The following is a 26,322-nucleotide window of genomic DNA, read 5'->3' as shown; positions in this document are numbered from 1 at the left end:
CTGAATTAACGCGATTTTCAAAATTAATTGTCTTTGCCGGGATTAAACCGCCTCGGTGCGGTGTGTTTCTAGTATGCCGGATCACAAACACCGGCCGATTGAAACCTTTAGGAGAACACGATGTTCAAATCCCTTCTGATTGCCGCCGCTATCACCTCTACCCTGTCCGCAGGGAGCGTTCTGGCCGACACACAAGCCCCAAAAGCCGCCATCTATGCGATCACCGCGGACGGTGAGAAATATTTTGCCGACAGCAATGGCATGACACTGTATACGTTCGACAAAGACACCAAAGGTGTTTCCAACTGCAACGGTGGTTGCGCGGAAAAGTGGCCCCCGCTGATGGCCGCCGCCAATGCCAGCAAGACAGGCGATTTTTCGGTCATCACCCGTGCAGATGGGTCCAAGCAGTGGGCCTATGATGGTATGGCCCTTTACACATGGTTCAAAGACAAGGCCCGTGGTGACATGACCGGTGACGGCGTCAAAGGCGTATGGCATGTTGCCAAGCCCTAGGGTCGAGACTCAATCAAGTCCACCACAGGATAAAGGCAGCGATAGCGACGGCTGACAGGAAGTTTTGAGCCAGTTTGTCATAGCGGGTGGCAATGCGGCGGAAATCCTTGAGGCGGCAGAAGGCGCGTTCGATCAGGTTGCGAGCGCGATAAGCCTGCACATCATGGGGGATGGGGCGTTTTCGGGATCGGGTGGAGGGGATGACGGCCTCTGTTCCGGCCCGCGCAAGAGTTGCGCGCAGGCTGTTTGCATCATAGCCCCGGTCGCCGAGCAGGCGGCGTGGTGCGGGCATGGTTGCCAGCAGAGCAGGGGCAGCCGAGATGTCGGCAATGTTTCCGGGGGTCAGACTGAACGCGGCAATGCGCCCGTAACCATCTGTCAACGCGTGTATTTTCGTCGTGGGCCCGCCACGCGAGCGCCCGATGCAGTGAATCTTCGCCCCCCTTTTCCGCCATGCGCCGAGCGATGCGCCCGAACGGCAGTGGAATCGATACTCAGTTCGTGTGGGATTTCCGCCTGTCCGACCAACTCCGCGAAAATCTTCTGCCACAGTCCACGCCGGCTCCAGCGGTTGAACCGGTTGTAGATGGTCGTCGGCGGGCCGTATTCGCGCGGGCAGTCCTTCCAGCGACAGCCCGACTTCAGAACATGGATGATCCCGCTGATCACCCGTCGGTCATCTTTCCTGCGCGCGCCCGGTTGATTGTGCGGCAACAGCGGTTTGATCGCCGCCCACGCTTGATCCGAGAGCCAAAACCCTTCCGTCATCATCCACCTCCGGCTCGTTTTCCCGCAGTGAATCAGACACATATCGCAAAATCAACAGGTTGATTGGGTTTTAACCCTAATCCTGTCCCCTAGGGTAAGGCAATGGGTGGTCCCGTCCTTGGGGCCGCCCGAATTTGATTGGACACCATGCCGGAATTTCGAACCCAGTTACAGGATTGCCTGCCGGATCTCTGGCGCTATGCCTATGCCCTGACCCGTGACCGGACTATGGCCGACGATCTGGTGCAGGATTGCGCCGAACGCGCCCTGCGCAAACGTGATTTGTGGAAACAGACCGGCGCCTTGAAACCGTGGTTGATGAAAATGCTTTTAAACCTTTATCGCAACCATATGCGCACCCAGTCACGCCGCCCGCAACTGGTAGCGATGGATGATATGCACCATGATCCGGCCGCCCCCGATGCGCTGGACCAGAAACTGGCCCTATCGCAAACCGCGCGGGCCATGAAAAAGCTGCCCGATGACCAACGCGAGGCGCTTTTGCTCGTAGTGTTGGGGGGTGTCAGTTATAAACAGGCAGCCGTTGCCCTGAACGTGCCGCTGGGCACATTGATGTCACGCCTTGGCCGCGCACGGGCGAAACTACGCGATTTAATGGCCGATGTGCCAACAGCCGACCTGAAGGGGGCCTCATGACCCAACCTAATGTGACACCCGATATGCTGCACGCCTTTGTGGACGGGCAGCTAAACGATGCCGACATGGCGCTGGTCGAGGCCTATCTTGCCGAAAATCCCGACCGCGCCGAAGAAGTCGCCGACTGGGCCGCGCAAAATGATGCGATCCGCGAGCTGTTCCCGGCCCCCGATATGCCGATTGAACTGCCCGAAATTGCACCCGTGGCCAACACCAACCGCGCCCCTTGGCGGGCCATTGCCGCTTCGGTTGCCATTCTGGCAGTTGGCATTGCGCTGGGCTGGACGGGCCGTGGCGCGGCGCCGCAAAGTACCGAAATACAGGTGGCCGGCCTTGTGACCGAGGCCATCGCCGCCCACGCCGTTTTCACCGCCGATCCGAACCGCCCAGTCGAAATCAAGGCCAATGACGAAGACCTGCTGATCCGCTGGCTGTCAAACCGCGTTGGTGAAAAACTGTCGGCCCCCGATCTGTCGGCCAACGGGTTCGAACTGGTTGGCGGGCGGTTGCTGTCTGCTACCGAAGGCCCTGCGGCGCAATTCATGTATGAAAATGCCGACGGCACCCGCATCACCCTGTTTGCCGTGCGCAGCGACAACAGCCAAATGGCCGAATTCGAGTTCAAAAATGAGGGCGATACCAACAGTTTCTACTGGCAGGACGAAAACCTGCGGTTCGCCCTTGTTGGCGATCTGCCCCGCGATCAGCTAAACAAAATCGCCGTTCAGGTCTATCAGGCGTTTTCATAGCGGGTTTTACACCAAAACCGGCCTTCCCCTTGCCTGCATCATTCGTTAGACCCTGCCTGACCAATGATTTCATGCGGGACGACGAACATGGCGATGGAAAAGAACTTTGACGCGGCATCGGCCGAGGCGCGGATTTACAAGGCTTGGGAAAGCAGCGGCGCCTTTGCGGCCGGTGCGAATGCCAAAGAGGGCGCGGAAACATTTTCCATCATGATCCCGCCGCCCAACGTCACCGGCGCGCTGCACATCGGTCATGCCTTTAACAACACACTGCAAGACGTGCTGACCCGCTGGCACCGGATGCGCGGCCATGACACCCTGTGGCAGCCCGGACAGGACCACGCCGGTATCGCCACCCAGCTACAAGTCGAAAAGATGCTGGCCGAACAGGGCCTGCCATCCCGCGCCGACATGGGCCGCGAGGCGTTCATCGAAAAGGTATGGGAGTGGAAAGAGAAATACGGCTCGACCATTATCAACCAGCTCAAACGCCTTGGCGCATCCTGTGACTGGGACCGCAACGCCTTTACCATGGATGAAAACTTCCACGACGCCGTGCTGAAAGTATTCGTCGATCTCTATAACAAAGGCCTGATCTATCGCGGCAAGCGGCTGGTCAACTGGGATCCGCATTTCGAAACCGCGATTTCCGATCTCGAGGTCGAGAATATCGAAGTCGACGGCCACATGTGGCACTTCAAATACCCGCTGGCCGGTGGCGCGACCTATACCTATGTGGAAAAGGACGAGGACGGCAATATCGTGCTGGAGGAAGAGCGCGATTATATCTCCATCGCCACCACCCGCCCCGAAACCATGCTGGGCGATGGCGCGGTGGCTGTGCACCCTGATGACGAACGCTATGCGCCCATCGTTGGCAAACTGTGCGAAATTCCGGTCGGACCAAAGGAACACCGCCGCCTGATCCCGATCATCACCGATGAATATCCCGATATGACCTTTGGATCGGGGGCGGTGAAAATCACCGGCGCCCATGATGAAAACGATTACGGTGTTGCCAAACGCAACAACATCCCGATGTATCGCCTGATGGACACCCGCGCCCACATGCGCAGCGATGGCGCCGATTACAAAACCGCCGCGACGCGGGCCAAGGAAATTTCCGAAGGGGCCGAGTGGGACGAAGCCGAGATCGATGCGCTGAACCTTGTGCCCGACGCCTATCGCGGCATGGACCGTTTTGAGGCCCGCAAGGCGGTAATCAAAGATATCGACGCCGAAGGCCTGATGATCATGGTCGAGGACAAAAAGATCATGCAGCCGTTCTGTGACCGCAGTAAGGTGGTGATGGAACCGATGCTGACCGATCAATGGTATGTGGACGCCGCCAAATTGGCCGGCCCTGCCCGCGAGGCTGTGTCGGACGGACGTGTGAAAATCATCCCCGAAAGCGGCGAGAAGGTGTATTTCCACTGGATGAACAACATCGAGCCGTGGTGTATTTCAAGGCAGCTTTGGTGGGGGCACCAGATACCAGTTTGGTATGGGCCTTCATTGGAAAAGGGGAAAACCATCTTATCTGATGGCTACGACGCATTTTCGAGTCTTGGTAAAAAACAGTTTTGCGCATCATCTGAGCAAGAAGTGCTTAATAAAGCTAAAGACTATTATGGCACGGAAATCGAAATAACCATAGAAAAGACAGATCCCACCGCATTGTTTGGCAGCGGTTATCAGGCAGAAGCAATTCCTAATATTCTTGGTTCCGCTTGGGGCGACAATGATCCCGAACCAACTACCATTAAGCTTTCCCGCGACCCCGATGTCCTCGACACATGGTTCTCCTCCGGCCTCTGGCCCATCGGCACCTTGGGCTGGCCCGAGGACACGCCGGAACTGCAAAAATACTTCCCCACCTCCACCCTGATCACGGGGCAGGACATCCTGTTCTTCTGGGTCGCACGCATGATGATGATGCAGCTTGAAGTCACCGGCCAGGTGCCGTTTCACACCGTTTATCTGCACCAGCTGGTGCGCGACGAAAAAGGTGTGAAAATGTCCAAAACGCTGGGCAATGTCATCGACCCGCTGGATATGATCGACGAATTTGGTGCCGACGCTGTGCGTTTCACCATGACCTCGATGGCCTCCATCGGCGGCACCCTGAAACTGTCAACCGAACGCGTCAAAGGCTACCGGAATTTCGGCACCAAACTGTGGTCCGCCACCCGTTTTGCCGAAATGAACGAATGTGTGCCGCAGCCGGGTTTTGATCCGAAATCCTGCACCCAGACCTTGAACAAATGGATCACCGGCGAAACCGCCCGCGCGCTGGATCACCTGAACGCCTCACTGGATGCCTACCGCTTCAACGACGCCGCATCGGGGCTTTATGCCTTTGTCTGGGGCAAGGTCTGTGACTGGTATGTGGAGCTGAGCAAACCGATTTTCTTTGGCGAAGATCAGGCCGCAATCGCCGAAACCCGCGCCACGATGGCATGGGTGATTGACCAGTGCCTGATCATGTTGCACCCGATCATGCCCTTCATTACCGAAGAACTGTGGGGCAGCATCACGGATCGACCCAAAATGCTGGTCCATGCCGATTGGCCCACTTATACAGCCGCCGAAATGGTCGACGCGGTGGCGGATCACGAAATGAACTGGGCAATTTCGCTGATCGAAAGCATCCGCAGTGTGCGCACCGAAATGCATGTGCCCGCAGGCGCGAAAATCCCGATGCTGGTTCAGGAACTGGACGACGCAGGCCGCACCGCCTGGGCCAATAACCAAGCCCTGATCAAACGCCTTGCCCGTATCGAAAGCCTGACAGACGCGCCCGAGTTGCCCAAAGGGGCCGTGACGATTGCAGTGGAAGGTGGCGTATTTGCCCTGCCGCTGGCCGATATCATTGATATTTCAGCGGAAAAAGAACGCCTCGAAAAAACGCTTGGAAAACTGGAAAAGGATATGGGGGGGCTGAAGGGCCGCCTAAACAACCCCAAATTCGTCGCCAGCGCGCCCGAAGACGTTGTGGCCGAAAGCCGCGAGTTATTGGCCCAGAAAGAAGAAGAAGCCAGCAAACTGAAAGCCGCGATGCAGCGTCTGACCGATATGGGCTAATTCCAAATGGCCCAAATATCCGCGCCGCAGGCAAGAAAACTTTTATGCCTCCGGCGGGGATATTTTAACCATTTGGAAACCAAGATACGCCAATCTACAGGGGCGGTACAGGCGGGGACGCCGATGGCCGCCCATTTGGAAGACGCCCTGTTTTGCAGATGCAAGGCAGGGCGTTAACCGGACGGATGGAATACAACTAGGCTTTTGACAAACACCGCAAGGAATAAATCGTCTTGCCGCGCACAGATACCGGAATTGCCGGATCATCCGGCGCCCCGACCAACGGGTCACGCATGATATATTCGCCATCCTTGCGTCCAACCAGCAACACCCAATGCGGGATCACCCCGCCCAGTTTGATTTTCACAACCGGATAGCCACCATCGGCCATGCAAGCCGCAATTCCCTCGTGGGTGGGTTCATCATGCACTTTAATCTGCACGGCCCCATCTGTGGCCTCGGCCACCTTGCTCCAGATCAGCCAGCCGCGGCTGGTATACCCGCCGACCTGACCCAGCTTTTCGTTCAACTGTTTGGGTGAAATCGGCGTGCCCGTCACATTGCTGATGGCATTTGCTACGCTGGATACGGTGCAGCCATACCGCCCAAGCGTGTCCGTGGTCTGCCCCATCGTATCACCGGCCCATTCCGCCGTATCCTGCCGAAAGGTTGCCGTATCGGGCAGCACTATATCCGCACCCACCCCTTGCACTGACACCGTATTGGCCGGCCCTTTGATTATATCGCGGATCACCGACGGGTAGCGCCAACCGATATAGACACCCCCCGCTCCAAGCCCTAACACAGCGACAAGAATTGTCTTTCTCAGCATAGCGGGCTTTCCAGTCCAAACGCGCCAATTATGGCGAAATACCATTTACCCTTGCCACAAAACATGCAGCGGGCTTACCGTCTGGTTAAACCAATCGTCAGGACCACGCAATGAGCGACACTTTCTTCCACCCCGTCTCCGGGCGCCTCTATAATGTTCGAACTGCTCTGTGTGATGGCGGGTTAGTGCACAACCCGTTCAATCGCCCGCATCATGCCCAGCGATTTGTCATAAACCAGCGTCAGGATGCGGCGTCCACCCGCGCGGGTGGCAAGGGTTGGCACGCTGCGAACAACGCTGGCAGCGGCGGTGGTGGCAAGAAAGCCACGGCGTGTCATTTTAGCACTCATAAAATTACCCATTGTAGTTGCGAGTAATTCTTATCTGGGGGTGCAAGGCAGTTTTTTCAACCCTCCCCCCTTGCCGCCCCGCCGGTTTTGCGGTTTCTATTCGTCCATGAACACACCCAGATACACCCCGCTGATCGCCTCGCTTCCTGCCACCACGCCTTTCGTTGGCCCCGAGGTGCAGGAACGCGCCCGTGGCCGCGCTTTTGCGGCCCGCCTTGGTGCGAATGAAAACGTTTTCGGCCCCTCGCCCAAGGCGATCAAGGCGATGCAGGACGTGGTGCCCGAAACCTGGATGTATGGCGACAGCGCCAGCCATGATCTGCGCGATGCCTTGGCCGCCCACCACGGCGTCACCATGGACAACATCGTGATTGGTGCGGGCATTGACGGACTGCTCGGCTCACTGGTGCGCATGACGGTCGCACAGGGCGACAAGGTGGTCACATCCGCCGGCGCCTACCCCACCTTCAACTACCATGTGAACGGTTTTGGCGGCGCGTTGGTGCAGGTGCCGTTCAAGGACGATCATGAGGATCCCGATGCCCTGATCGTAAAGTCAACCGAGGTGGATGCAAAACTGATCTACCTTGCCAACCCCGACAACCCGATGGGCAGCTGGCACAGCGCAGGCGTGATCAGCGACATGATCAACCGCCTGCCGGACGGCTGCCTTCTGGTGCTGGACGAAGCCTATGTCGAATTTGCCCCCGAGGGCACCGCCCCGCCGGTCAACGCCGATGACCCGCGTGTGATCCGGATGCGCACCTTTTCCAAGGCTTACGGCATGGCCGGTGCCCGCGTTGGCGCTGCGATTGGCCACAAGGACCTGATCGGCAGTTTCACCAAAGTGCGCGACCATTTCGGCATGAGCCGCATTTCACAGGCCGGTGCACTCGCCGCGTTGCAGGATCAGGACTACCTGCAACAAACCCTTGCCAAGGTCGCCACCGCCCGCAACCGGATCAGCGATATTGCCCGCGCCAACGGCCTGACACCCCTGCCCTCGGCCACCAATTTCGTCACCATTGATTGCGGACGCGATGGCGATTTTGCCCGCGCCGTTGTGGCTGAACTGGGCGCGCGGGATATCTTCATCCGCATGCCCTTTACCGCCCCCGAAGACCGCTGCATCCGCATTTCGGCCGGCACGCCCGCTGATCTTGACCTGCTGGAAACCACCCTTCCCAAGGCGCTTGATGCCGCCCGCAACAAATCTGTGTGAGGCGCTGGAATTCCCGGCGGCACAGGTATATGTTTGCGCTAACAAAAATAAAGGACAGACCATGTCAAAAGCACAGATCGGCGTCTACGGGTTGGGAACCATGGGCAGCGCATTGGCGCTGAACATGGCGGAACACGGGTTTCAAGTGGCGGTGACCAACCGCGAAACCGACTGGATCGCACCGTTTATGCAAGAGGCCGGCGATCTGGCGAAAAACCTGCATCCTTTTGATACTTTGGAAGAATTCATTCAGGGCCTTGCCACCCCGCGGGTCATCCTGTTCATGATCCCCTCAACCAAACCGATGGATATGATGATAAAGGCGGTAACGCCGCTTCTGGAACCGGGTGACACAATCATCGACGGCGGCAACGCCAATTTCCACGACACACGGCGGCGCAGCGCATTAATGGCAGAACAGGATTTGCATTTCGTCGGTATGGGCGTTTCGGGCGGCGAAAGCGGCGCGCGGCACGGGCCATCAATGATGGTTGGCGGCACAAAACACAGCTGGGCGCAGCTTAAACCGATCCTGCAAGCGATTGCTGCGAAATATCAGGGCGACCCTTGCGTTGACCACCTCGGCCCCGATGGCGCGGGGCATTTCGTGAAAACCGTGCACAACGGTATCGAATACGCCGATATGCAGGCGATTGCCGAAATCTATGCGCTGCTGCGCGATGTGGCGGGATGGGATGCCGCCAAAATCGGCGCGCTGTTTGCGGGCTGGAACGACGGCCCGCTGCACTCCTACCTGATCGAGATTTCCGGCAAGGTGTTGCAGGCCGTTGACCCCGAAACCGGCAAGCCAATGGTCGATCTGATCAATGATCAGGCGGGGCAAAAGGGCACTGGCCGCTGGACCGTGATCGAGGCGCTGAAACTGGGCCAGTCCGCCAGCGCAATCGAAGGTGCGGTCGCGGCGCGCGCGTGGTCCTCGGAAAAACAGACCCGCGAGGTGGCCCAAGGGCTGTTGACAGCGGCCACCTCCCTGGCCGACCTGCCCGAAACCGATGATCTGCAAGCCGCCCTGTTGGCCGCGCGCATCCTTGGCCATGCACAGGGGTTTCGCGTGCTTAAGGCCGCGTCGGAGGAATACGACTGGTCCCTGAACCTGCCCCGCATCGCCGAAATCTGGCGCGCAGGCTGTATCATCCGATCATCCCTGCTGGACGATCTGGCCGACGCCCTGCGCAGCGGCCCGCCCCAGGGCGAACTGATCCTTGCCCCCGCCATCCGCGCCCGTCTGGACAGCACCATCGCGCCCCTGCGCCGCGTGGTCGCCAGCGCCGTTACAAACGGCATCCCCGTGCCGGTTCTGGCCGGTGCCTTGGCGTGGTATGACAGCATCCGCACCGCCCGTGGCAGCACGAACCTGATTCAGGCCCAGCGCGATTTCTTTGGTGAACACGGGTTCAAACGGATAGACAAGGACGGTGTGCAACACGGACCCTGGAACAGCTGATATGGACGACATCACCCTTGAAGCCATCAAAGCCGCGCAACAGCAAATCGCAGGCCAGATCATCCACACTCCGGTGCTGGACTTGCGCCAGACGGGGCTGGAAGAACTGCTGCCCAAAAGCTCGAACGCGGTGATGAAACTGGAGCTGTTTCAAAAGGCCGGATCATTCAAGGCGCGCGGTAACCTGTTGTCGGTGCAGGCCCTGACGCCGGATCAGCGCGCCGCCGGTGTCACGGCGGCCAGCGGCGGCAATCACGCGCTGGCGCTGGCATGGGCGGCACAGGCGGCGGGCACCTCGGCCAAAATCGCCATCCCGAAAACCGCCGATCCGATCCGCATTGACGGCTGCCGTGCCTTGGGCGCGGAACTGGTGCTGTGCGATGATATTCACGAGGTTTTCTCGGTGATGGAGCAGATCGCCGATACCGAGGGCCGCAGCGTGGTCCACCCGTTCGAGGGCTATAATATGTCACTTGGCGCCGCCACCTGCGGCGCGGAAATGTTCGAAGATACAGCCAACCTTGATGTCGTGATCCTGCCGGTTGGCGGTGGCGGGTTGATCAGCGGCATGTCAAAGGCACTGAAACTGCTGAACCCGAGCATCGAAATCTTCGGGGTCGAACCTTACGGCGCCGACAGCATGTTCCGCAGTTTCCAGTCCAGCACCCCCGAACGTCTGGACAAGGTCGAAACAATCGCGGACTCCCTCGGCTCGCCTACCGCATTGCCCTATTCCTATGAACTGACCCGCGAAAATGTCACCGACATTGCGCGCGTCACCGATGACGAACTGCGCGCCACCATGCGCCTGATGAACAGCGCCCTGAAACTGATGGTCGAGCCGGCCTGTGCCGCCTCGCTCACCGGCGCGCTGGGGCCGCTGAAAGAACATTGCGCAGGCAAAAACATCGGCCTGCTGGCCTGCGGTGCCAACATCAGCCGGGACCGGTTTATGGGGCTGGTTGGCTAACGCCATTACTGTTCCACAAATATCCGCGCCGCAGGCATAAAATCTAATATCCCGCCAGTAACGACAAACTGCCACATCGCCATTTCACACCAGCGATGTCATGTCCCCCGTCCAATCCCAACCAAAAGGACGCCAGTAATGAAACAATCCCTGTTGATGGAAAAATACCCCACATTCGATCTGCAAATCGGCAAAGACGAAACCTCGCTAACTTCGGTTGACGACATCCTTGCCGCGTTGAAGGTCAACATCGATGCCCACCCGAAAGTGGCCTACATCGGTATTTTCGACCACCTGAGTCACACAAAAACCATTGACGGCGACGTTGCCCCCGAAATCAAGGACGCTAAAAACATCCTGTTCTGTTTTGGCGTCAAACTCCCCAACCCGCGCGTTCTGGCCGTGCGCCCGCGCTCGATCGGCGTGACCGATATGGGCGACCACTTCCACATCTCGTTCATGGAGCCACCCATGCCAATGGCCACAGACGCAATGGAAGAATGGTGCAAGGCGCTGGCGGACAAGACCTGATAGACAATACCGAAAGCGCCTGAATTATCAGGCGCTTGCCACCACCCGCGCCGCGGCCGACAGCGCGCCGTCGCCGTGCTCGATACCCAGCGCGTCCATACCCGCCTCGATCACGCCCAACACACCCAACAGCATATGCGCGTTTACATGCCCCATGTGGCCAATGCGGAAAAATCCGTGCCAGGCCGGGTCGCCCGGCGGGGCCATGCCAATGCCGATGCCCAGCGTCACCCCCGCCTTTTCACTCACCCAATCCCGCAGCGCCGTGCCTTCGGGCGCGCCGATGCGCACCGCTGTCACCGCATGGCTGCGTTTGGCCGCATCCGAAATGTTCAGCTCGGCCGGCCCCATCTCCCCCCAGGCGTCAAACGCCGCCCAGACCGCCTGTGCCAGCCTGGCGTGGCGCGCCCATGCGGCCTCCAGCCCTTCTTCGTGCACCAGCATGTCCAGCGCCTCGCGCAAGCCAAAGATATGGTGCGTCGGGGCGGTGCCGGCGAAATACTGGTAAAAATCATCCGGCTGCGCCCGTGGCCGCCAGTCCCAATAGGAACTGACCAGATCCACCTTTTCCCGTGCCGCATCCGCCTTGGTTGTGTCTCGAAAGTGGTGGAAATTGATTTCAGGCACCTCCGAGCGGGTTGAGTTATGCGCCGGTCAGGCGGCTTGGTCAAGGGTTGCGTCGGCGACGGGCTGAGCGAGCGTTTCCCAGCCATCGACCTTTCGCATGACGATCTGCCCCGAGGCCATCAGAGCCCAAAGCAGCATCGGCACGGTCTCGGCGCATGGCAGCACGGTCTGGGTCTTGATGCGGCGGCGGAATTCCTCGTTCAGGCGTTCGATCGCATTTGTCGTTCTGGCCGATTTCCACTGGCCTTGTGGCAGACGCGTGAAGGTGAAAAGCTTATCTCCTGCTTCTTCCAAGCTGTCAGCGACGGCCTTGCATTTCAGCCGCCATTTTCGCAGAAATGCCTTGCGGCGGGTGGCGATTTCCTCGGGTGTTTTGGCGTAGATCATGTCGCGGTAATCTTCTGTCAACTCATCATGCATACGCTTGGGTGCCTTGGCCAGAAGGTTGCGGTGCTTGTGCACCGTGCACCTCTGGATCGGCAGATCTTCACCCCAGAGGGCAATGAGAGCGACCTCAAGTCCCGGTGCCCCGTCCACGATGACAAATTCGGGCCGTTTCAACCCGCGCGCATCCAGATCGTTGATGAACTGACGCCAGGCGGAGGTGCTTTCGCCGCCCATGTTCATCAGTGATAACAAGACCTTCTGCCCATCCCGGCGCACGCCAATCGCGGCCAGAACCGAGATATTGGTGGCCTTCCTGTCAATCCGCGTTTTGATCACGGTGCCGTCCAGGATCAGCCGCACGATGTCTTCATCCGCAAGGCTGCGGGCGCACCACGCCTGCCAGTCCACCTTCACCTTGCGCCAGGCGCGGCTCACCACATCCTTGCTGACCGCCCCCTGAAACAGGCCGAACAGGGCGCGTTTTACCCGCCGTGTGTTGGTGCCCGAAAGGTAGACAGCAGCGATCAGCGCCTCGGCCTTCTTCGTCAGCCGCTGGTAGCGGGGCAATGCCTTCGAGCGCCATTCTCTGGCCTTGCCGGCCTCGCCTGTGATCCGCGCACGCGGCACGCGCACCGTTTCGGTTCCAAATGTTCCGACCAGTTGCCGCTCGCGATGCCCGTGGCGGTATCCGGCCTTTGCCCCGCCGCTGCGGCCATACCGGCAACGGCCCAGAAACTGCTCCAGCTCCTCTTCGAAAACCGCCTCGATCGTCGCGCGGATGTTCTGGCGCAGCCGGTCTTCAATCGGGTCATAGCCTGCTTCATTGGCCAGTAGCGCGGATGTCGATGTTGCTGTATTCTTTGTCATGGCGTGATCTCCTTGGCGGTTCCAGCCGCCGGTTGGGTGGCTTCGATGCACCCTAAGATTACGCCGTCCTCGAATTTCCACCAAACTCGCGACACTACCCCGCCTTGTCGTTGAAAAACACAAAACCCAGCCCCGGTGGCACCATGATCCCCTTTTGCGAGGCTGCGACCACCACATCAACGCCCCATGCGTCCATCTCGAACCGCTCAACCGCCAATGACGCGATGCAATCCACCATCAGCAGGGCGTCATGCCCGGTCTGGTCCATCACCGCCCGCAGCGCCGGAATGTCGTTGCGCACCGATGTCGAGGTGTCCACATGCACCGCCATCACCGCCTTGATCCGGCCTTCGGTGTCGGCGCGTAAAACAGCCTCGGCCTGCGCCAGATCAATGTCCGAACGTTTGCCGTAATCCAGAATCTCCACCTCGGCCCCCAACCGTTCGGCCATATTGGCCCAGCCAAGGCCAAACAGCCCCGTTGCCAGCACCAGAACCTTGTCCCCGCGTGACAGAACATTGGCCAGCGCCGCTTCCCATACGCCGTGCCCGTTGGCTATATAGATGGCGGCCTGATGCTGTGTGCGCACTACGGTCTTCAGATCCACAATGATGCTGCGCACCGTATCGGCCAGCGCCCCGCCATAGATATTGGGCGCGGGCTGGTGCATCGCCTGCAACACCCTGTCCGGCACCACGGATGGTCCGGGAATGGCAAGGTAGGGGCGGCCGTGGGATAGGGTCATAGGGGGATTCTCCAGGATTGGTTCCCGCTGACGCTATTGCCTTGCCCTGCGGGCGTCAATTCCGCATGCCGTTTCTTTGAGTGGCCCACCAAAAACAAAAGCCCCCGCAAATTGCGAGGGCTTTAAGGTTATCAGTTAAAGGCAACGCCTATTGCAGCGACAGCGCCACAAATCGTGGCTCGCCTGCGCGGCGCACCAGAAGTAACAGCGACTTGCGTCCGGCCTCTTTGGCATCGGCAATGCGGGCTTCCAGATCGGCCACGGTAGCAACCTTTTGCTGGCCAGCTTCTGTGATCACATCCCCTGCCCGCAAACCTTTCTCAAAGGCTTGCGATGCTTCGTCCACATCTTTTACAACAAGTCCTTCCGCATCTTCGGGCAGGCCCAGTTGTTGGCGCAGCTCATCCGTCATGCTGGTGACAATCAGGCCCAGGACACCCTTTTCGACAGGGGCTTGGGGCGCTGTATTTTCGCTTGCGGGGACGTCACCTTCGGCCGTTTCACGACGCCCAAGTGTGATTTTCAGCGTCTGGGTTTTGCCATCCCGCAACACGACAACGCGAACTTCTTTCCCAACTTGGGTATTGCCAACCTGCCGCACCAATGCACGGGTATTGGGCACGGGAACACCATCAAATGCGGTGATCACATCCCCAGATTTTATGCCGGCCTCGGCTGCCGGACCTTCGGGAACATCGGTGACCAATGCACCGGCGGCTTTGTCCAGCCCCAGTGCTTCGGCCACATCATCGGTCACGTCCTGAATGCGCACACCCAGCCAGCCACGGCGGGTTTCACCAAATTCCTTAAGCTGGTCCACAACCCGTGTCACCACGTTCGAGGCCATCGAAAAGCCAATCCCGATCGAGCCACCATTGGGCGACAGGATCGCGGTGTTCACACCGATAACTTCGCCGTCCATATTGAACAGCGTGCCGCCCGAATTGCCGCGGTTGATGGCGGCATCGGTTTGCAGATAATCATCATAGGTGCCCGACAACTCACGATTGCGAGCCGAAATAATACCGGCAGAAACCGAGAACCCCTGACCCAGCGGATTGCCCATCGCCATCACCCAGTCGCCAACGCGCATGATGTCGCTGTCCCCGAAAGAAACGAACGGCAAAGGCTTGTCGCTCTCGACTTTCAGCAGTGCAATATCGACCTTGGGGTCGCGGCCAATCAGTTTGGCTGGCAGAACCTCGCCCGAGAAAAACTCGATCTCGATTTCGTCGGCTTCGGCGATAACGTGGTTGTTGGTGACGATATAACCGTCCTCGGAAATCACAAACCCCGAGCCAAGCGCCTGTGAACGGCGGGGCGGGGCACCATTACCGCCGCGATCCATGAAGTCGCGAAAGAAATCCTCGAACGGAGACCCTTCGGGAACAACAGGGCCTTGCCCCATAGGGGCGGCAATTGTGGTGGTCGTGGTAATATTCACTACTGACGGGCTGATTTTTTCAGCCAGATCAGCAAAGCTGTCCGGGCCGCTGCGGGCATGTGCCATAACGGCCTGAAGCACAAGCAGCATCGCCGCGAGTGCCAGAAATCCGGTTTTATGAATGAGCGAACTGGCCTGCCTGTTTTGCGCGACCGATTTGGAAATAGCCTTGGGTATCACGTCTAAGGGCTCCTTATTTTGGGTTCAAAAGACACACTGCACGGCGATACACCGCATTATTGCCTGTTGTCCTATAGATAGGCCTAAATCCGCAGAACACAAACCCCTGTGTGAAAAATCAACTGGTTGTGAAGAATAATTCAGCCAAACCCCTTGGCCAGCCACACCAGCGCAACCCCCAATGCAACCGCCACCAGCCCGATACGACGGCGCGTTTCCAATGGCATTTCTTTCATGGTTTCCAGCAGGGATTCCACAAGCCAAGGGGCCAGTGCGTACACCAGCCCCTCGATCACCAATACCAGCCCGAAGGCCAGAATGATCTGATCCGTCATTCAGGATTTGCCGATTTCAGGTAGTTAAAGAATTCACTATCAGGCGACAGAACTATCGTTGTATTGCTGCCTTTCAGTGAATTGCGATAGGCCGAAAGCGACCGGTAGAAGCGGAAAAATTCCTGATCAGCCCCATAGGCTTTGGCAAAAATCGCGTTCCGCTTGGCATCTGCCTCACCCTGGATGATTTCAGCTTGCCGTTTGGCATCCGATACCAGTTCAACCACCGTCCGGTCTGCCTGTGCCCGAACCCGCTGCGCGGCCTCGGCGCCACGGGCGCGCTCGTCTGTTGCTTCGCGTTGGCGTTCGGCCCGCATCCGGCCAAAGGTGGCTTTCAGGTTTTCCGGCGGCAAATCGGTGCGTTTCAGGCGCACGTCGATGATCGTAACACCCAAGCTACGCGCTTTGGCAGCCGCCCCGTCGCGAATTTTTACCATCAGCGCGGCACGATCCACACTCAGGATGTCATTGGAGTTAACCGAGCCCAGCACCTCGCGGGTTTGGGCGCGCAGGATTGAATCCAGCCGCGATTGCGCGGTGCGAATACCACCGACACCCACGGCCTGACGGAATTTGTTTACATCCGTGATCCGGTAACGGGCAAAGGCGTCAACCACCAAACGGCGGTCATCCAGCGGGGTGATCTGCAATTCCGGTGTGTCCAGCGAAAGGATACGGTCGTCATATTTAACCACTTCCTGAATCAACGGGATTTTGAAACCCAGACCGGGATCCTCTTTCACCATAACGACTTTACCGAATTGCAGCACAAGTGCCTTTTCTTTTTCTGTGACGACAAAAACCGAGGACAGTGCTGCGATTACGATCACAAAAGCAATTGGCAGTATCAAAGTTGTCTTACGCATCAGTTGTTCCCCCCGCTATTACGCCGTAACTCGTTTAGCGGCAGATAGGGCACAACACCCTGCCCCCCTTGCGAATTTTCATCCAGAATAATTTTGTCGACATTGCCCAGCACTTCTTCCATCGTTTCCAGATAGAGCCGCTGGCGCGTTACTTCCGGTGCTTTCTGATATTCCGACAGAACGGCCGAGAACCGGCTGGCTTCCCCTTCGGCCTCATTCACCACACGGGCGCGATAGCCTTCGGCAACCTGCAGGATTTGCGCGGATTGACCGCGCGCTTCGGCCTGTTTCTTGTTGGCATAGGCGTCAGCCTCTTTTTCCAACTGGTCGCGTTCCTGTTCGGCGGCTTGCACATCAAGGAAGGCTGCGATCACTTCCCTTGGCGGATCGGCGCGGTCAAAGTTGACGCGCACGATGTTGATGCCACTGTCGTAGCTATCAAGTGTGAACTGGATCAGCTCTTGCAGTTTGCTGGCAATCGCCCCGCGATCCCGGTTCAGGATCGGGGCCAGATTGGATTGGGCGATGATCTCGCGCATGGCTGATTCCGAAACGGCCTGAATGGTCAGATCAGGATTTTCCAGCGTAAACAGGAATTTGGCGGGATCATTAATGTTCCATACCACCTGAAAATCGATATCAACGATGTTTTCGTCCCCTGTCAGCATCAGACCGGCGTCCCCGCCGCGATTGCCAACACCGATATCAACCGTGCGTTCGCGCGTTACGATCACCACCTCTTTGGAGACAACAGGCCAGGGCGCAAAGTTCAGACCCGGATTGCCGGTTTGCGAATATTTGCCAAGGAACAGTTCAACCGACTGCTCTTCGGGTTTGACTGTATAAAACGAAGCAAAGCTCCAGACCACAGCAGCCGCCAGCAAGCCAAGGCCGATGGTGCCTTTGGTCAATGCAGGACCTGTGGGCTGACCACCTTGGCCGCCACTGCCGTTGCCGCCGCGTCCGCGACCGCCACCCATCAGCACGCGCAGCTGCTCCTGACCTTTTTTCACGATTTCTTCGAGTTCGGGGATTTGTGGTCCGTCCTGTCCGGGCCGCTTGCCACCACCGCCGCGCTTGTCATCGCCGCCGTTGTTGCCGCCTCCACCCCAGGGTCCGCCATTATTTCCAGCCATTGAGCTTCCTTATGTTCAAATACTCTACCTAACCTGTATCCTGTATAGGCGAATTACAAGTCGTCTGCACCGGTGAATTTACGCGGTGCGGGTTTTGGTTGTGTCTCGAAAGTGGTGGAAATTGATTTCAGGCACCTCCGAGCGGGTTGAGTTATGCGCCGGTCAGGCGGCTTGGTCAAGGGTTGCGTCGGCGACGGGCTGAGCGAGCGTTTCCCAGCCATCGACCTTTCGCATGACGATCTGCCCCGAGGCCATCAGAGCCCAAAGCAGCATCGGCACGGTCTCGGCGCATGGCAGCACGGTCTGGGTCTTGATGCGGCGGCGGAATTCCTCGTTCAGGCGTTCGATCGCATTTGTCGTTCTGGCCGATTTCCACTGGCCTTGTGGCAGACGCGTGAAGGTGAAAAGCTTATCTCCTGCTTCTTCCAAGCTGTCAGCGACGGCCTTGCATTTCAGCCGCCATTTTCGCAGAAATGCCTTGCGGCGGGTGGCGATTTCCTCGGGTGTTTTGGCGTAGATCATGTCGCGGTAATCTTCTGTCAACTCATCATGCATACGCTTGGGTGCCTTGGCCAGAAGGTTGCGGTGCTTGTGCACCGTGCACCTCTGGATCGGCAGATCTTCACCCCAGAGGGCAATGAGAGCGACCTCAAGTCCCGGTGCCCCGTCCACGATGACAAATTCGGGCCGTTTCAACCCGCGCGCATCCAGATCGTTGATGAACTGACGCCAGGCGGAGGTGCTTTCGCCGCCCATGTTCATCAGTGATAACAAGACCTTCTGCCCATCCCGGCGCACGCCAATCGCGGCCAGAACCGAGATATTGGTGGCCTTCCTGTCAATCCGCGTTTTGATCACGGTGCCGTCCAGGATCAGCCGCACGATGTCTTCATCCGCAAGGCTGCGGGCGCACCACGCCTGCCAGTCCACCTTCACCTTGCGCCAGGCGCGGCTCACCACATCCTTGCTGACCGCCCCCTGAAACAGGCCGAACAGGGCGCGTTTTACCCGCCGTGTGTTGGTGCCCGAAAGGTAGACAGCAGCGATCAGCGCCTCGGCCTTCTTCGTCAGCCGCTGGTAGCGGGGCAATGCCTTCGAGCGCCATTCTCTGGCCTTGCCGGCCTCGCCTGTGATCCGCGCACGCGGCACGCGCACCGTTTCGGTTCCAAATGTTCCGACCAGTTGCCGCTCGCGATGCCCGTGGCGGTATCCGGCCTTTGCCCCGCCGCTGCGGCCATACCGGCAACGGCCCAGAAACTGCTCCAGCTCCTCTTCGAAAACCGCCTCGATCGTCGCGCGGATGTTCTGGCGCAGCCGGTCTTCAATCGGGTCATAGCCTGCTTCATTGGCCAGTAGCGCGGATGTCGATGTTGCTGTATTCTTTGTCATGGCGTGATCTCCTTGGCGGTTCCAGCCGCCGGTTGGGTGGCTTCGATGCACCCGGAGATTACGCCGTCCTCGAATTTCCACCAAACTCGCGACACTACCCGCTAGCTACAACTGCTCAATGCAATTCGGTCACGCCAATCACAGTGACTGGACTCATCTTTACATTCAGCAACATCTTCTTTGTATAGGGAACCTCTAAAAATCCCCCAAAATCCGGCCTGACGGGGTAGAATCGTCATCAGGATGAAAATGATTCGACCGACGGGGTTTTGTCATGGGTCAGATGGGATTTTTTGATCTTTCCAGCCGATACGCGGGACTGGACAAATCTGGTGATCCGCTGGTGTTGCTCAACGACATGGTGCCGTTCGAGGATTACCGGGACGAGCTGAAGGCCATATGGCGCACGCCGCCCGAACAGCGCAAATCCAACGCTGGCCGCCCGCCTTGGGATGAGGTGCTGATATTCAAGACGATGGTTTTGCAGCAGCTCTACAACCTCTCTGACGATCAGATCGAGTATCAGATCCGCGACCGCCTGTCGTTCATGCGGTTTCTCGGCCTTGGCATTGAAGACAGCGTACCTGACGCCAAGACCATCTGGGCCTACCGTGAAAGGCTGGCCGGGGCCGGGAAGATGAAGGAGCTGTTTGACAAGTTCGATGCCTTTCTGCGCGAAAAGGGCTATCTGGCGATGGGCGGGCAGATTGTTGATGCGAGCATCGTTCCGGCGCCGCGCCAGCACAACAAAAGGGACGAGAACGAGAAAATCAAGGCGGGCGAAACGCCTGAAGAGTGGGAGGAAAAACCCCACAAGAAGCGCCAGAAGGACGTGGATGCGCGCTGGACGAAGAAGCACGGCAAGAGCTATTACGGCTACAAGAACCACATCAATGTCGACCGGCGGCACAAATTCATCCGCGCTTATGATGTCACCGATGCCGCCGTGCATGACAGCCAGGCGCTTGCCGGTCTGATTGATGCGAGCAACACCTCATCGGACCTGTGGGCCGACAGCGCCTATCGCTCGCAAAAGATCGAAAGCGAGCTGGAAGAGCGGGGGCTTCACAGCCATATCCATCACAAGGGCAGGCGCGGCAAGCCGCTTGGCGAGCGCCAGCAAAAGGCCAACCGGAGGCGCTCGAAAGTGCGGGTCCGGGTCGAGCATGTATTCGCTTTTCAGGAGCGCTCCATGGGCGGCAAGCTGATCCGCTCCATCGGCCTGAAGCGGGCGCGATTTCGCATCGGGATGATGAACCTGGTCTACAACATGAAGCGCTTCGTCCAGTTCGAATGCGGCCTGGCGGCGCCGGGATAAGGGTTCATGGGGTGAGGTGTGCCTGAAATACCCAAAACCGGCTTGAAACCGGTGAAAATGGGTTTATGATCCGAAGCAATCAGGCGGGACAGGCGAAAAACCGTCCACCCCGCCGCGAAGAAGGCGAAAACGGGAATTTACAGAGGTTCCCATTCGTATTTCAAGGATCGCCAAAGCCGCTCGATCATCCGGTTATCGACCCAGCGACCTTTGCCATCCATCGAGATTTTCACGTCGGCTTCTTTCAGCGCCTGCGTCCATTCAAACCCGGTGAACTGGCTGCCCTGGTCGCTGTTCATGATATCGGGCTTGCCGTATTTGGCCATAGCCTCTTTCAGGGCTTCAACGCAAAAATCTGCCTCCATGCTGTTTGACAATCTCCAGCTCAAAACCTTGCGGCTGTGCCAGTCCATGATCGCGACCAAATAGAGGAACCCGCGCTGCATCGGAATGTAGGTGATATCTACGCACCACACATGGTTTGGACGATCAATCGTCAGGTCTCGCAGCAGATACGGGTAGATCTTATGCTGCGGATGTTTCTTGCTCGTGTTGGGCGTCTGGTAGATCGGAACCAACCGCATCAGCCGCATCAAACGGCGGACCCTGTGGCGACCACACTTGTAACCTTGGCGCTGCATGTGCCGGGCCATTTGCCGTGATCCATACCACGGCGTCTGCAAGAATTGCTTGTCGATTATTGTCATGAACCGCAAATTTTCAGCACTTTCGCCTTTTGGCTGGTAATACAGGTTCGAGCGCGCCAGAGAAAGTAGCCCGCATTGTCGTCGCACACTCAGATCATGCTCACGGCTCACCATTTTTTGCCTCGCTTCCCGAGCAACTGTTGCGAGGCGTTGGCTAAAAAATCCCGTTCCACGACCAGCTGACCAATCTTGGAGTGCAGCTTCTCAATCTGGGCTTCATCAACCCGATCAGGATCACGGCCCCGTCTGGAAAATGCCGTGGCCATGTTTTCAATCGCTGCTCGTTTCCATGTGCCAATCTGGGTTGGATGCACACCATACTTCTTCGACAGCTCCGCCATCGTCATTTCCTCGCGGATTGCTTCAAGCGCAACGCGGGCTTTGAATTCGGGAGAATGGTTCTTTCGTTTCGTCATTTTGAATCGTCTTTCTCATAAGTCGATCCACCTTAACAACTGGTCCGAATTTCCGCGACCACCTCTATTCTCGTGCACTTTGGAAGGGTTCGATGATTCATTCGAAGCAATGAAAGAGGTTACGGGTTTCTTCCAGGAACTTGTCAAAGGGGATCCGACTTTTGGGGTTGAGCCTGCAGCACCCGAGCTTGGTGAAGTCGAGAACCTCCAGATCGAAAAAAATGCACGGGACCTGTCGGTCGTTAACTAAGAAAGACCTCTGCATGAGGCCATGGCTTTCGGTTGAAGCAAGATTTCGGCCGCCCACCTTGCGCCCCTGCGGGTCCGGCGGACAGACGGGTGGCGGGGTTTGGGGCTATGCGATTGCGGGGGTTTGCGGGTTGAGGGTGATCCTGTTTGCGGCCTTGAGCAGGTTTTGCGCGATGGCGGCCATGACCATCTGGGCATGCACCCTGGCGCGCCCGAAATATCTCGCCCGCTGCAGGCCGAAGAGGCGTTTCATCGTGCCGAAAGTCTGCTCGATGCGGAAGCGGCGTTTCGAAATCAGCCGGTTGAAGCGTTTCTCCGATTGCCGCAGGGGGCGGCCGCGCGCTGCCTTGCGCAGGATGCCGTCGCGGTATTTGCCGCGCAGCATCTGGCGGTTGGCCTTGCTCGCATAGGCCTTGTCGGCCAGCACCCGCTGCGCCTTTGCGCCCGCGATCATGGTGGCGAATTCGGGGCTTTCGGCGGCATTGGCGGGCGTGGTGTGCACCTTGTCGATAAAGCCCTCTTCGTCGCAGCGGGCAAAGCCCTTGTAGCCGAGCGTGCTCTTGCGGCCCTTCTTGACCCAGCGGGCATCAGGGTCGGCGCTGAAATGCAGCTGTGCCCCGTCGGGTGAGACCTCGGGCGGATCATCCGGCGTCCCTTCCCTTGCCCCGTCCTCTGCCCGGTCCTGCGGGGCGTCGATATGGGTGCGCGGGCGCGCCGCCGCCGCGATCAGGGTCGCATCAATGATCGCCGCCTCAGCCTCTTTCAGCTTCAGCCCATGCGCCTCGATCTGGCGGCAGACCTCGGCCAGCAGCTCATCGTAAACGCCACCCCGGACCAGCGCATTGCGGAACCGGCAGTGGGTCGTCTCATCCGGCACCGACGCGTGCAGATCGAGCCCGCAGAACAGCATGAAATCCAGCCGCACCTTCAAGGCCCGCTCCAGCTTCGGGTCGCTCAGCCCGTGCCACTGGCCAACCAGAAGACACTTGAACAGAACCAGCGGATCATAGCCCTGAGGCCCGATCCCCGAGCGCCCCAGACCGCGCCGCAGGATCGGCAAAAACGAGTTCCAATCCATCAGCGCGTCGATCTTCGACAGAACGTCATCCGCGCCGATCCGTGCCGCCGCTTCGTGCAGGAAAAGGTCCATCTATTCACCCCAGAGATTTCCCGGCTAGCTTACCAAAACGGCCAACCCGGGGGAATCCCGATGTTATGCAGAGGTCTTTAAGACTAAGTGTTTTCGTCGCATAGGCGAAAGCGACAAACAAATATACTGACAAGATTAAATAATGAAATGCACGGATTGCCACGCATTTCTTCATGATGTGGTGCCGTTCAACATGTGGATACGACTAGTTTTTGTACGGGAAAATGTGAGGTTCGAGTGAATGGGTTATTTGGCATTCTATTGGGTTGATTTTATTTTCAGCAGTATTCGCTCTATGGTCGTTATTTATTCCGCGAAATATAGGGAACCTCTAAAAATCCCCCAAAATCCGGCCTGACGGGGTAGAATCGTCATCAGGATGAAAATGATTCGACCGACGGGGTTTTGTCATGGGTCAGATGGGATTTTTTGATCTTTCCAGCCGATACGCGGGACTGGACAAATCTGGTGATCCGCTGGTGTTGCTCAACGACATGGTGCCGTTCGAGGATTACCGGGACGAGCTGAAGGCCATATGGCGCACGCCGCCCGAACAGCGCAAATCCAACGCTGGCCGCCCGCCTTGGGATGAGGTGCTGATATTCAAGACGATGGTTTTGCAGCAGCTCTACAACCTCTCTGACGATCAGATCGAGTATCAGATCCGCGACCGCCTGTCGTTCATGCGGTTTCTCGGCCTTGGCATTGAAGACAGCGTACCTGACGCCAAGACCATCTGGGCCTACCGTGAAAGGCTGGCCGGGGCCGGGAAGATGAAGGAGCTGTTTGACAAGTTCGATGCCTTTCTGCGCGAAAAGGGCTATCTGGCGATGGGCGGGCAGATTGTTGATGCGAGCATCGTTCCGGCGCCGCGCCAGCACAACAAAAGGGACGAGAACGAGAAAATCAAGGCGGGCGAAACGCCTGAAGAGTGGGAGGAAAAACCCCACAAGAAGCGCCAGAAGGACGTGGATGCGCGCTGGACGAAGAAGCACGGCAAGAGCTATTACGGCTACAAGAACCACATCAATGTCGACCGGCGGCACAAATTCATCCGCGCTTATGATGTCACCGATGCCGCCGTGCATGACAGCCAGGCGCTTGCCGGTCTGATTGATGCGAGCAACACCTCATCGGACCTGTGGGCCGACAGCGCCTATCGCTCGCAAAAGATCGAAAGCGAGCTGGAAGAGCGGGGGCTTCACAGCCATATCCATCACAAGGGCAGGCGCGGCAAGCCGCTTGGCGAGCGCCAGCAAAAGGCCAACCGGAGGCGCTCGAAAGTGCGGGTCCGGGTCGAGCATGTATTCGCTTTTCAGGAGCGCTCCATGGGCGGCAAGCTGATCCGCTCCATCGGCCTGAAGCGGGCGCGATTTCGCATCGGGATGATGAACCTGGTCTACAACATGAAGCGCTTCGTCCAGTTCGAATGCGGCCTGGCGGCGCCGGGATAAGGGTTCATGGGGTGAGGTGTGCCTGAAATACCCAAAACCGGCTTGAAACCGGTGAAAATGGGTTTATGATCCGAAGCAATCAGGCGGGACAGGCGAAAAACCGTCCACCCCGCCGCGAAGAAGGCGAAAACGGGAATTTACAGAGGTTCCCTATAATTATTCCCGAAACGGAATGGAAATCTGCGTAGGTATAGCTTGCAAGGAGAGTGAAAATACTTCACTAAATTCTGACCAATGTGTTTGGAATATTTATTCGCCAAGGTAGTGTCGCGAGTTTGGTGGAAATTCGAGGACGGCGTAATCTCCGGGTGCATCGAAGCCACCCAACCGGCGGCTGGAACCGCCAAGGAGATCACGCCATGACAAAGAATACAGCAACATCGACATCCGCGCTACTGGCCAATGAAGCAGGCTATGACCCGATTGAAGACCGGCTGCGCCAGAACATCCGCGCGACGATCGAGGCGGTTTTCGAAGAGGAGCTGGAGCAGTTTCTGGGCCGTTGCCGGTATGGCCGCAGCGGCGGGGCAAAGGCCGGATACCGCCACGGGCATCGCGAGCGGCAACTGGTCGGAACATTTGGAACCGAAACGGTGCGCGTGCCGCGTGCGCGGATCACAGGCGAGGCCGGCAAGGCCAGAGAATGGCGCTCGAAGGCATTGCCCCGCTACCAGCGGCTGACGAAGAAGGCCGAGGCGCTGATCGCTGCTGTCTACCTTTCGGGCACCAACACACGGCGGGTAAAACGCGCCCTGTTCGGCCTGTTTCAGGGGGCGGTCAGCAAGGATGTGGTGAGCCGCGCCTGGCGCAAGGTGAAGGTGGACTGGCAGGCGTGGTGCGCCCGCAGCCTTGCGGATGAAGACATCGTGCGGCTGATCCTGGACGGCACCGTGATCAAAACGCGGATTGACAGGAAGGCCACCAATATCTCGGTTCTGGCCGCGATTGGCGTGCGCCGGGATGGGCAGAAGGTCTTGTTATCACTGATGAACATGGGCGGCGAAAGCACCTCCGCCTGGCGTCAGTTCATCAACGATCTGGATGCGCGCGGGTTGAAACGGCCCGAATTTGTCATCGTGGACGGGGCACCGGGACTTGAGGTCGCTCTCATTGCCCTCTGGGGTGAAGATCTGCCGATCCAGAGGTGCACGGTGCACAAGCACCGCAACCTTCTGGCCAAGGCACCCAAGCGTATGCATGATGAGTTGACAGAAGATTACCGCGACATGATCTACGCCAAAACACCCGAGGAAATCGCCACCCGCCGCAAGGCATTTCTGCGAAAATGGCGGCTGAAATGCAAGGCCGTCGCTGACAGCTTGGAAGAAGCAGGAGATAAGCTTTTCACCTTCACGCGTCTGCCACAAGGCCAGTGGAAATCGGCCAGAACGACAAATGCGATCGAACGCCTGAACGAGGAATTCCGCCGCCGCATCAAGACCCAGACCGTGCTGCCATGCGCCGAGACCGTGCCGATGCTGCTTTGGGCTCTGATGGCCTCGGGGCAGATCGTCATGCGAAAGGTCGATGGCTGGGAAACGCTCGCTCAGCCCGTCGCCGACGCAACCCTTGACCAAGCCGCCTGACCGGCGCATAACTCAACCCGCTCGGAGGTGCCTGAAATCAATTTCCACCACTTTCGAGACACAACCGGATACCGGATCACGCAGGGCTTTGGCGGCCTGGTATTCGGGGCTGTCGTAACAGGCCTGCGCGGTGGCCACATCCTTGAATTCGATTACCACGGTGCGCGGGTTGGCCTGCCCTTCGACGATGGTCTGTTCGCCGCCGCGGATCAGGAATTTCGCGCCGTATTTGGCAAATGCTTCTGCATTCGCCGCGCGATAGGCCTGATATTGCTTTAGATCATGCACCACAATCTGACCGACCCAATACCCCTTTGCCATG

Annotated in this window: 23 protein-coding genes and 3 pseudogenes; 12 read left to right on the top strand and 14 right to left on the bottom strand. The window is 58.2% G+C overall.

The window, feature by feature from the left end; genetic code table 11:
• Positions 1-120 precede the first annotated feature (120 nt).
• On the top strand, positions 121-516 hold the full coding sequence (locus ACQY4M_RS12915) for a COG4315 family predicted lipoprotein (protein WP_428544746.1): 396 nt from the start codon (positions 121-123) through the stop codon (positions 514-516).
• Positions 517-529: 13 nt separating this feature from the next.
• Here ACQY4M_RS12915 and ACQY4M_RS12910 read toward each other — a convergent pair.
• Positions 530-1,284, bottom strand: a pseudogene (locus ACQY4M_RS12910) (IS5 family transposase).
• 147 nt (positions 1,285-1,431) lie between these two features.
• On the opposite strand from ACQY4M_RS12910, the gene ACQY4M_RS12905 reads away from it, so the two are divergent.
• The 3 genes from ACQY4M_RS12905 (at position 1,432) to ACQY4M_RS12895 (ending at position 5,774) form a co-directional block, all read left to right on the top strand.
• Complete coding sequence (locus ACQY4M_RS12905) at positions 1,432-1,941, top strand: RNA polymerase sigma factor (RefSeq protein ID WP_428544743.1); 510 nt, start codon at positions 1,432-1,434, stop codon at positions 1,939-1,941.
• Positions 1,938-2,690, top strand: coding sequence for an anti-sigma factor family protein (locus tag ACQY4M_RS12900; RefSeq protein WP_428544740.1), 753 nt, complete (start codon positions 1,938-1,940; stop codon positions 2,688-2,690). Before ACQY4M_RS12905 ends, ACQY4M_RS12900 begins: the two co-directional genes overlap by 4 nt.
• Before the next feature lie 87 nt (positions 2,691-2,777).
• Positions 2,778-5,774 carry a valine--tRNA ligase gene (locus ACQY4M_RS12895; RefSeq protein ID WP_428544737.1) on the top strand — a complete coding sequence of 999 codons (2,997 nt, stop codon included), beginning with the start codon at positions 2,778-2,780 and terminating at the stop codon, positions 5,772-5,774.
• A gap of 196 nt (positions 5,775-5,970) precedes the next feature.
• On the opposite strand, the gene ACQY4M_RS12890 is transcribed toward ACQY4M_RS12895, so the two are convergent.
• Both ACQY4M_RS12890 and ACQY4M_RS12885 read right to left on the bottom strand, forming a co-directional pair.
• Positions 5,971-6,606, bottom strand: coding sequence for a hypothetical protein (locus tag ACQY4M_RS12890; RefSeq protein ID WP_428544734.1), 636 nt, complete (start codon positions 6,604-6,606; stop codon positions 5,971-5,973).
• 182 nt (positions 6,607-6,788) lie between these two features.
• Positions 6,789-6,956: a Tat pathway signal protein gene (locus ACQY4M_RS12885; RefSeq protein WP_428544731.1), complete on the bottom strand. Its 168-nt coding sequence runs from the start codon at positions 6,954-6,956 to the stop codon at positions 6,789-6,791.
• Between the two features lie 106 nt (positions 6,957-7,062).
• On the opposite strand from ACQY4M_RS12885, the gene ACQY4M_RS12880 reads away from it, so the two are divergent.
• From ACQY4M_RS12880 to ACQY4M_RS12865, 4 genes are all read left to right on the top strand, one after another.
• Positions 7,063-8,178 (top strand): pyridoxal phosphate-dependent aminotransferase, encoded by a 1,116-nt coding sequence (locus tag ACQY4M_RS12880; protein WP_428544728.1) that lies wholly within the window; start codon positions 7,063-7,065, stop codon positions 8,176-8,178.
• A gap of 61 nt (positions 8,179-8,239) precedes the next feature.
• Positions 8,240-9,643: an NADP-dependent phosphogluconate dehydrogenase gene (gene gndA / locus ACQY4M_RS12875; RefSeq protein WP_428544725.1), complete on the top strand. Its 1,404-nt coding sequence runs from the start codon at positions 8,240-8,242 to the stop codon at positions 9,641-9,643.
• Position 9,644: 1 nt separating this feature from the next.
• A complete protein-coding gene (locus tag ACQY4M_RS12870) occupies positions 9,645-10,613 on the top strand; it encodes a threonine/serine dehydratase (RefSeq protein ID WP_428544722.1) in 969 nt (322 codons plus the stop codon).
• 138 nt (positions 10,614-10,751) lie between these two features.
• Entirely contained in the window at positions 10,752-11,144 is a 393-nt protein-coding gene (locus ACQY4M_RS12865; protein ID WP_428544719.1) for a DUF6858 family protein, read from the top strand.
• Between the two features lie 27 nt (positions 11,145-11,171).
• Here ACQY4M_RS12865 and ACQY4M_RS12860 read toward each other — a convergent pair.
• The 8 genes and pseudogenes from ACQY4M_RS12860 to ACQY4M_RS12825 all read right to left on the bottom strand — a co-directional run.
• Positions 11,172-11,768, bottom strand: a pseudogene (locus ACQY4M_RS12860) (aminotransferase class V-fold PLP-dependent enzyme); the annotation flags it as partial.
• A gap of 30 nt (positions 11,769-11,798) precedes the next feature.
• Entirely contained in the window at positions 11,799-13,025 is a 1,227-nt protein-coding gene (locus ACQY4M_RS12855) for an IS256 family transposase (RefSeq protein WP_428539582.1), read from the bottom strand.
• 94 nt (positions 13,026-13,119) lie between these two features.
• Positions 13,120-13,770, bottom strand: coding sequence for a pyridoxal-phosphate-dependent aminotransferase family protein (locus tag ACQY4M_RS12850; RefSeq protein ID WP_428544716.1), 651 nt, complete (start codon positions 13,768-13,770; stop codon positions 13,120-13,122).
• Between the two features lie 148 nt (positions 13,771-13,918).
• Entirely contained in the window at positions 13,919-15,304 is a 1,386-nt protein-coding gene (locus ACQY4M_RS12845; protein WP_428545613.1) for a Do family serine endopeptidase, read from the bottom strand.
• A 230-nt stretch (positions 15,305-15,534) separates the two neighbouring features.
• Positions 15,535-15,729, bottom strand: coding sequence for a DUF2065 domain-containing protein (locus tag ACQY4M_RS12840; protein ID WP_428544713.1), 195 nt, complete (start codon positions 15,727-15,729; stop codon positions 15,535-15,537).
• Complete coding sequence (gene hflC, locus ACQY4M_RS12835) at positions 15,726-16,595, bottom strand: protease modulator HflC (RefSeq protein WP_428544710.1); 870 nt, start codon at positions 16,593-16,595, stop codon at positions 15,726-15,728. Before hflC ends, ACQY4M_RS12840 begins: the two co-directional genes overlap by 4 nt.
• Positions 16,595-17,731, bottom strand: a complete 1,137-nt coding sequence (gene hflK / locus ACQY4M_RS12830; protein WP_428544707.1) for an FtsH protease activity modulator HflK — start codon at positions 17,729-17,731, stop codon at positions 16,595-16,597. The genes hflC and hflK overlap by 1 nt, the downstream gene beginning before the upstream one ends.
• A gap of 162 nt (positions 17,732-17,893) precedes the next feature.
• A complete protein-coding gene (locus ACQY4M_RS12825; RefSeq protein ID WP_428539582.1) occupies positions 17,894-19,120 on the bottom strand; it encodes an IS256 family transposase in 1,227 nt (408 codons plus the stop codon).
• A gap of 274 nt (positions 19,121-19,394) precedes the next feature.
• Here ACQY4M_RS12825 and ACQY4M_RS12820 point away from each other — a divergent pair, with 274 nt between their 5' ends.
• On the top strand, positions 19,395-20,438 hold the full coding sequence (locus ACQY4M_RS12820) for an IS5 family transposase (RefSeq protein WP_428539227.1): 1,044 nt from the start codon (positions 19,395-19,397) through the stop codon (positions 20,436-20,438).
• Positions 20,439-20,590: 152 nt separating this feature from the next.
• On the opposite strand, the pseudogene ACQY4M_RS12815 reads toward ACQY4M_RS12820, so the two are convergent.
• A pseudogene (locus ACQY4M_RS12815) lies at positions 20,591-21,561 on the bottom strand (IS3 family transposase); the annotation flags it as partial.
• Between the two features lie 355 nt (positions 21,562-21,916).
• Entirely contained in the window at positions 21,917-22,960 is a 1,044-nt protein-coding gene (locus tag ACQY4M_RS12810) for an IS5 family transposase (RefSeq protein WP_428539221.1), read from the bottom strand.
• A 410-nt stretch (positions 22,961-23,370) separates the two neighbouring features.
• Between ACQY4M_RS12810 and ACQY4M_RS12805 the strand changes: the two genes are divergently transcribed.
• The 3 genes from ACQY4M_RS12805 to ACQY4M_RS12795 all read left to right on the top strand — a co-directional run bounded on the left by ACQY4M_RS12805 (position 23,371) and on the right by ACQY4M_RS12795 (position 26,000).
• On the top strand, positions 23,371-24,414 hold the full coding sequence (locus tag ACQY4M_RS12805) for an IS5 family transposase (protein ID WP_428539227.1): 1,044 nt from the start codon (positions 23,371-23,373) through the stop codon (positions 24,412-24,414).
• A 65-nt stretch (positions 24,415-24,479) separates the two neighbouring features.
• Positions 24,480-24,602, top strand: a complete 123-nt coding sequence (locus tag ACQY4M_RS12800; protein WP_428544704.1) for a hypothetical protein — start codon at positions 24,480-24,482, stop codon at positions 24,600-24,602.
• A gap of 171 nt (positions 24,603-24,773) precedes the next feature.
• Positions 24,774-26,000 carry an IS256 family transposase gene (locus ACQY4M_RS12795; RefSeq protein WP_428539582.1) on the top strand — a complete coding sequence of 409 codons (1,227 nt, stop codon included), beginning with the start codon at positions 24,774-24,776 and terminating at the stop codon, positions 25,998-26,000.
• A gap of 12 nt (positions 26,001-26,012) precedes the next feature.
• Here the strand turns inward: ACQY4M_RS12795 and ACQY4M_RS12790 are convergent, their stop codons facing one another.
• Positions 26,013-26,321 carry a DUF1330 domain-containing protein gene (locus ACQY4M_RS12790; protein ID WP_428544701.1) on the bottom strand — a complete coding sequence of 103 codons (309 nt, stop codon included), beginning with the start codon at positions 26,319-26,321 and terminating at the stop codon, positions 26,013-26,015.
• Position 26,322 lies beyond the last annotated feature (1 nt).

Origin of the sequence: Profundibacter sp., assembly GCF_965277155.1 — a bacterium.
In the GTDB taxonomy this organism is placed as follows: domain Bacteria; phylum Pseudomonadota; class Alphaproteobacteria; order Rhodobacterales; family Rhodobacteraceae; genus Profundibacter.
This window is presented reverse-complemented; position numbering and strand designations above follow the sequence as displayed.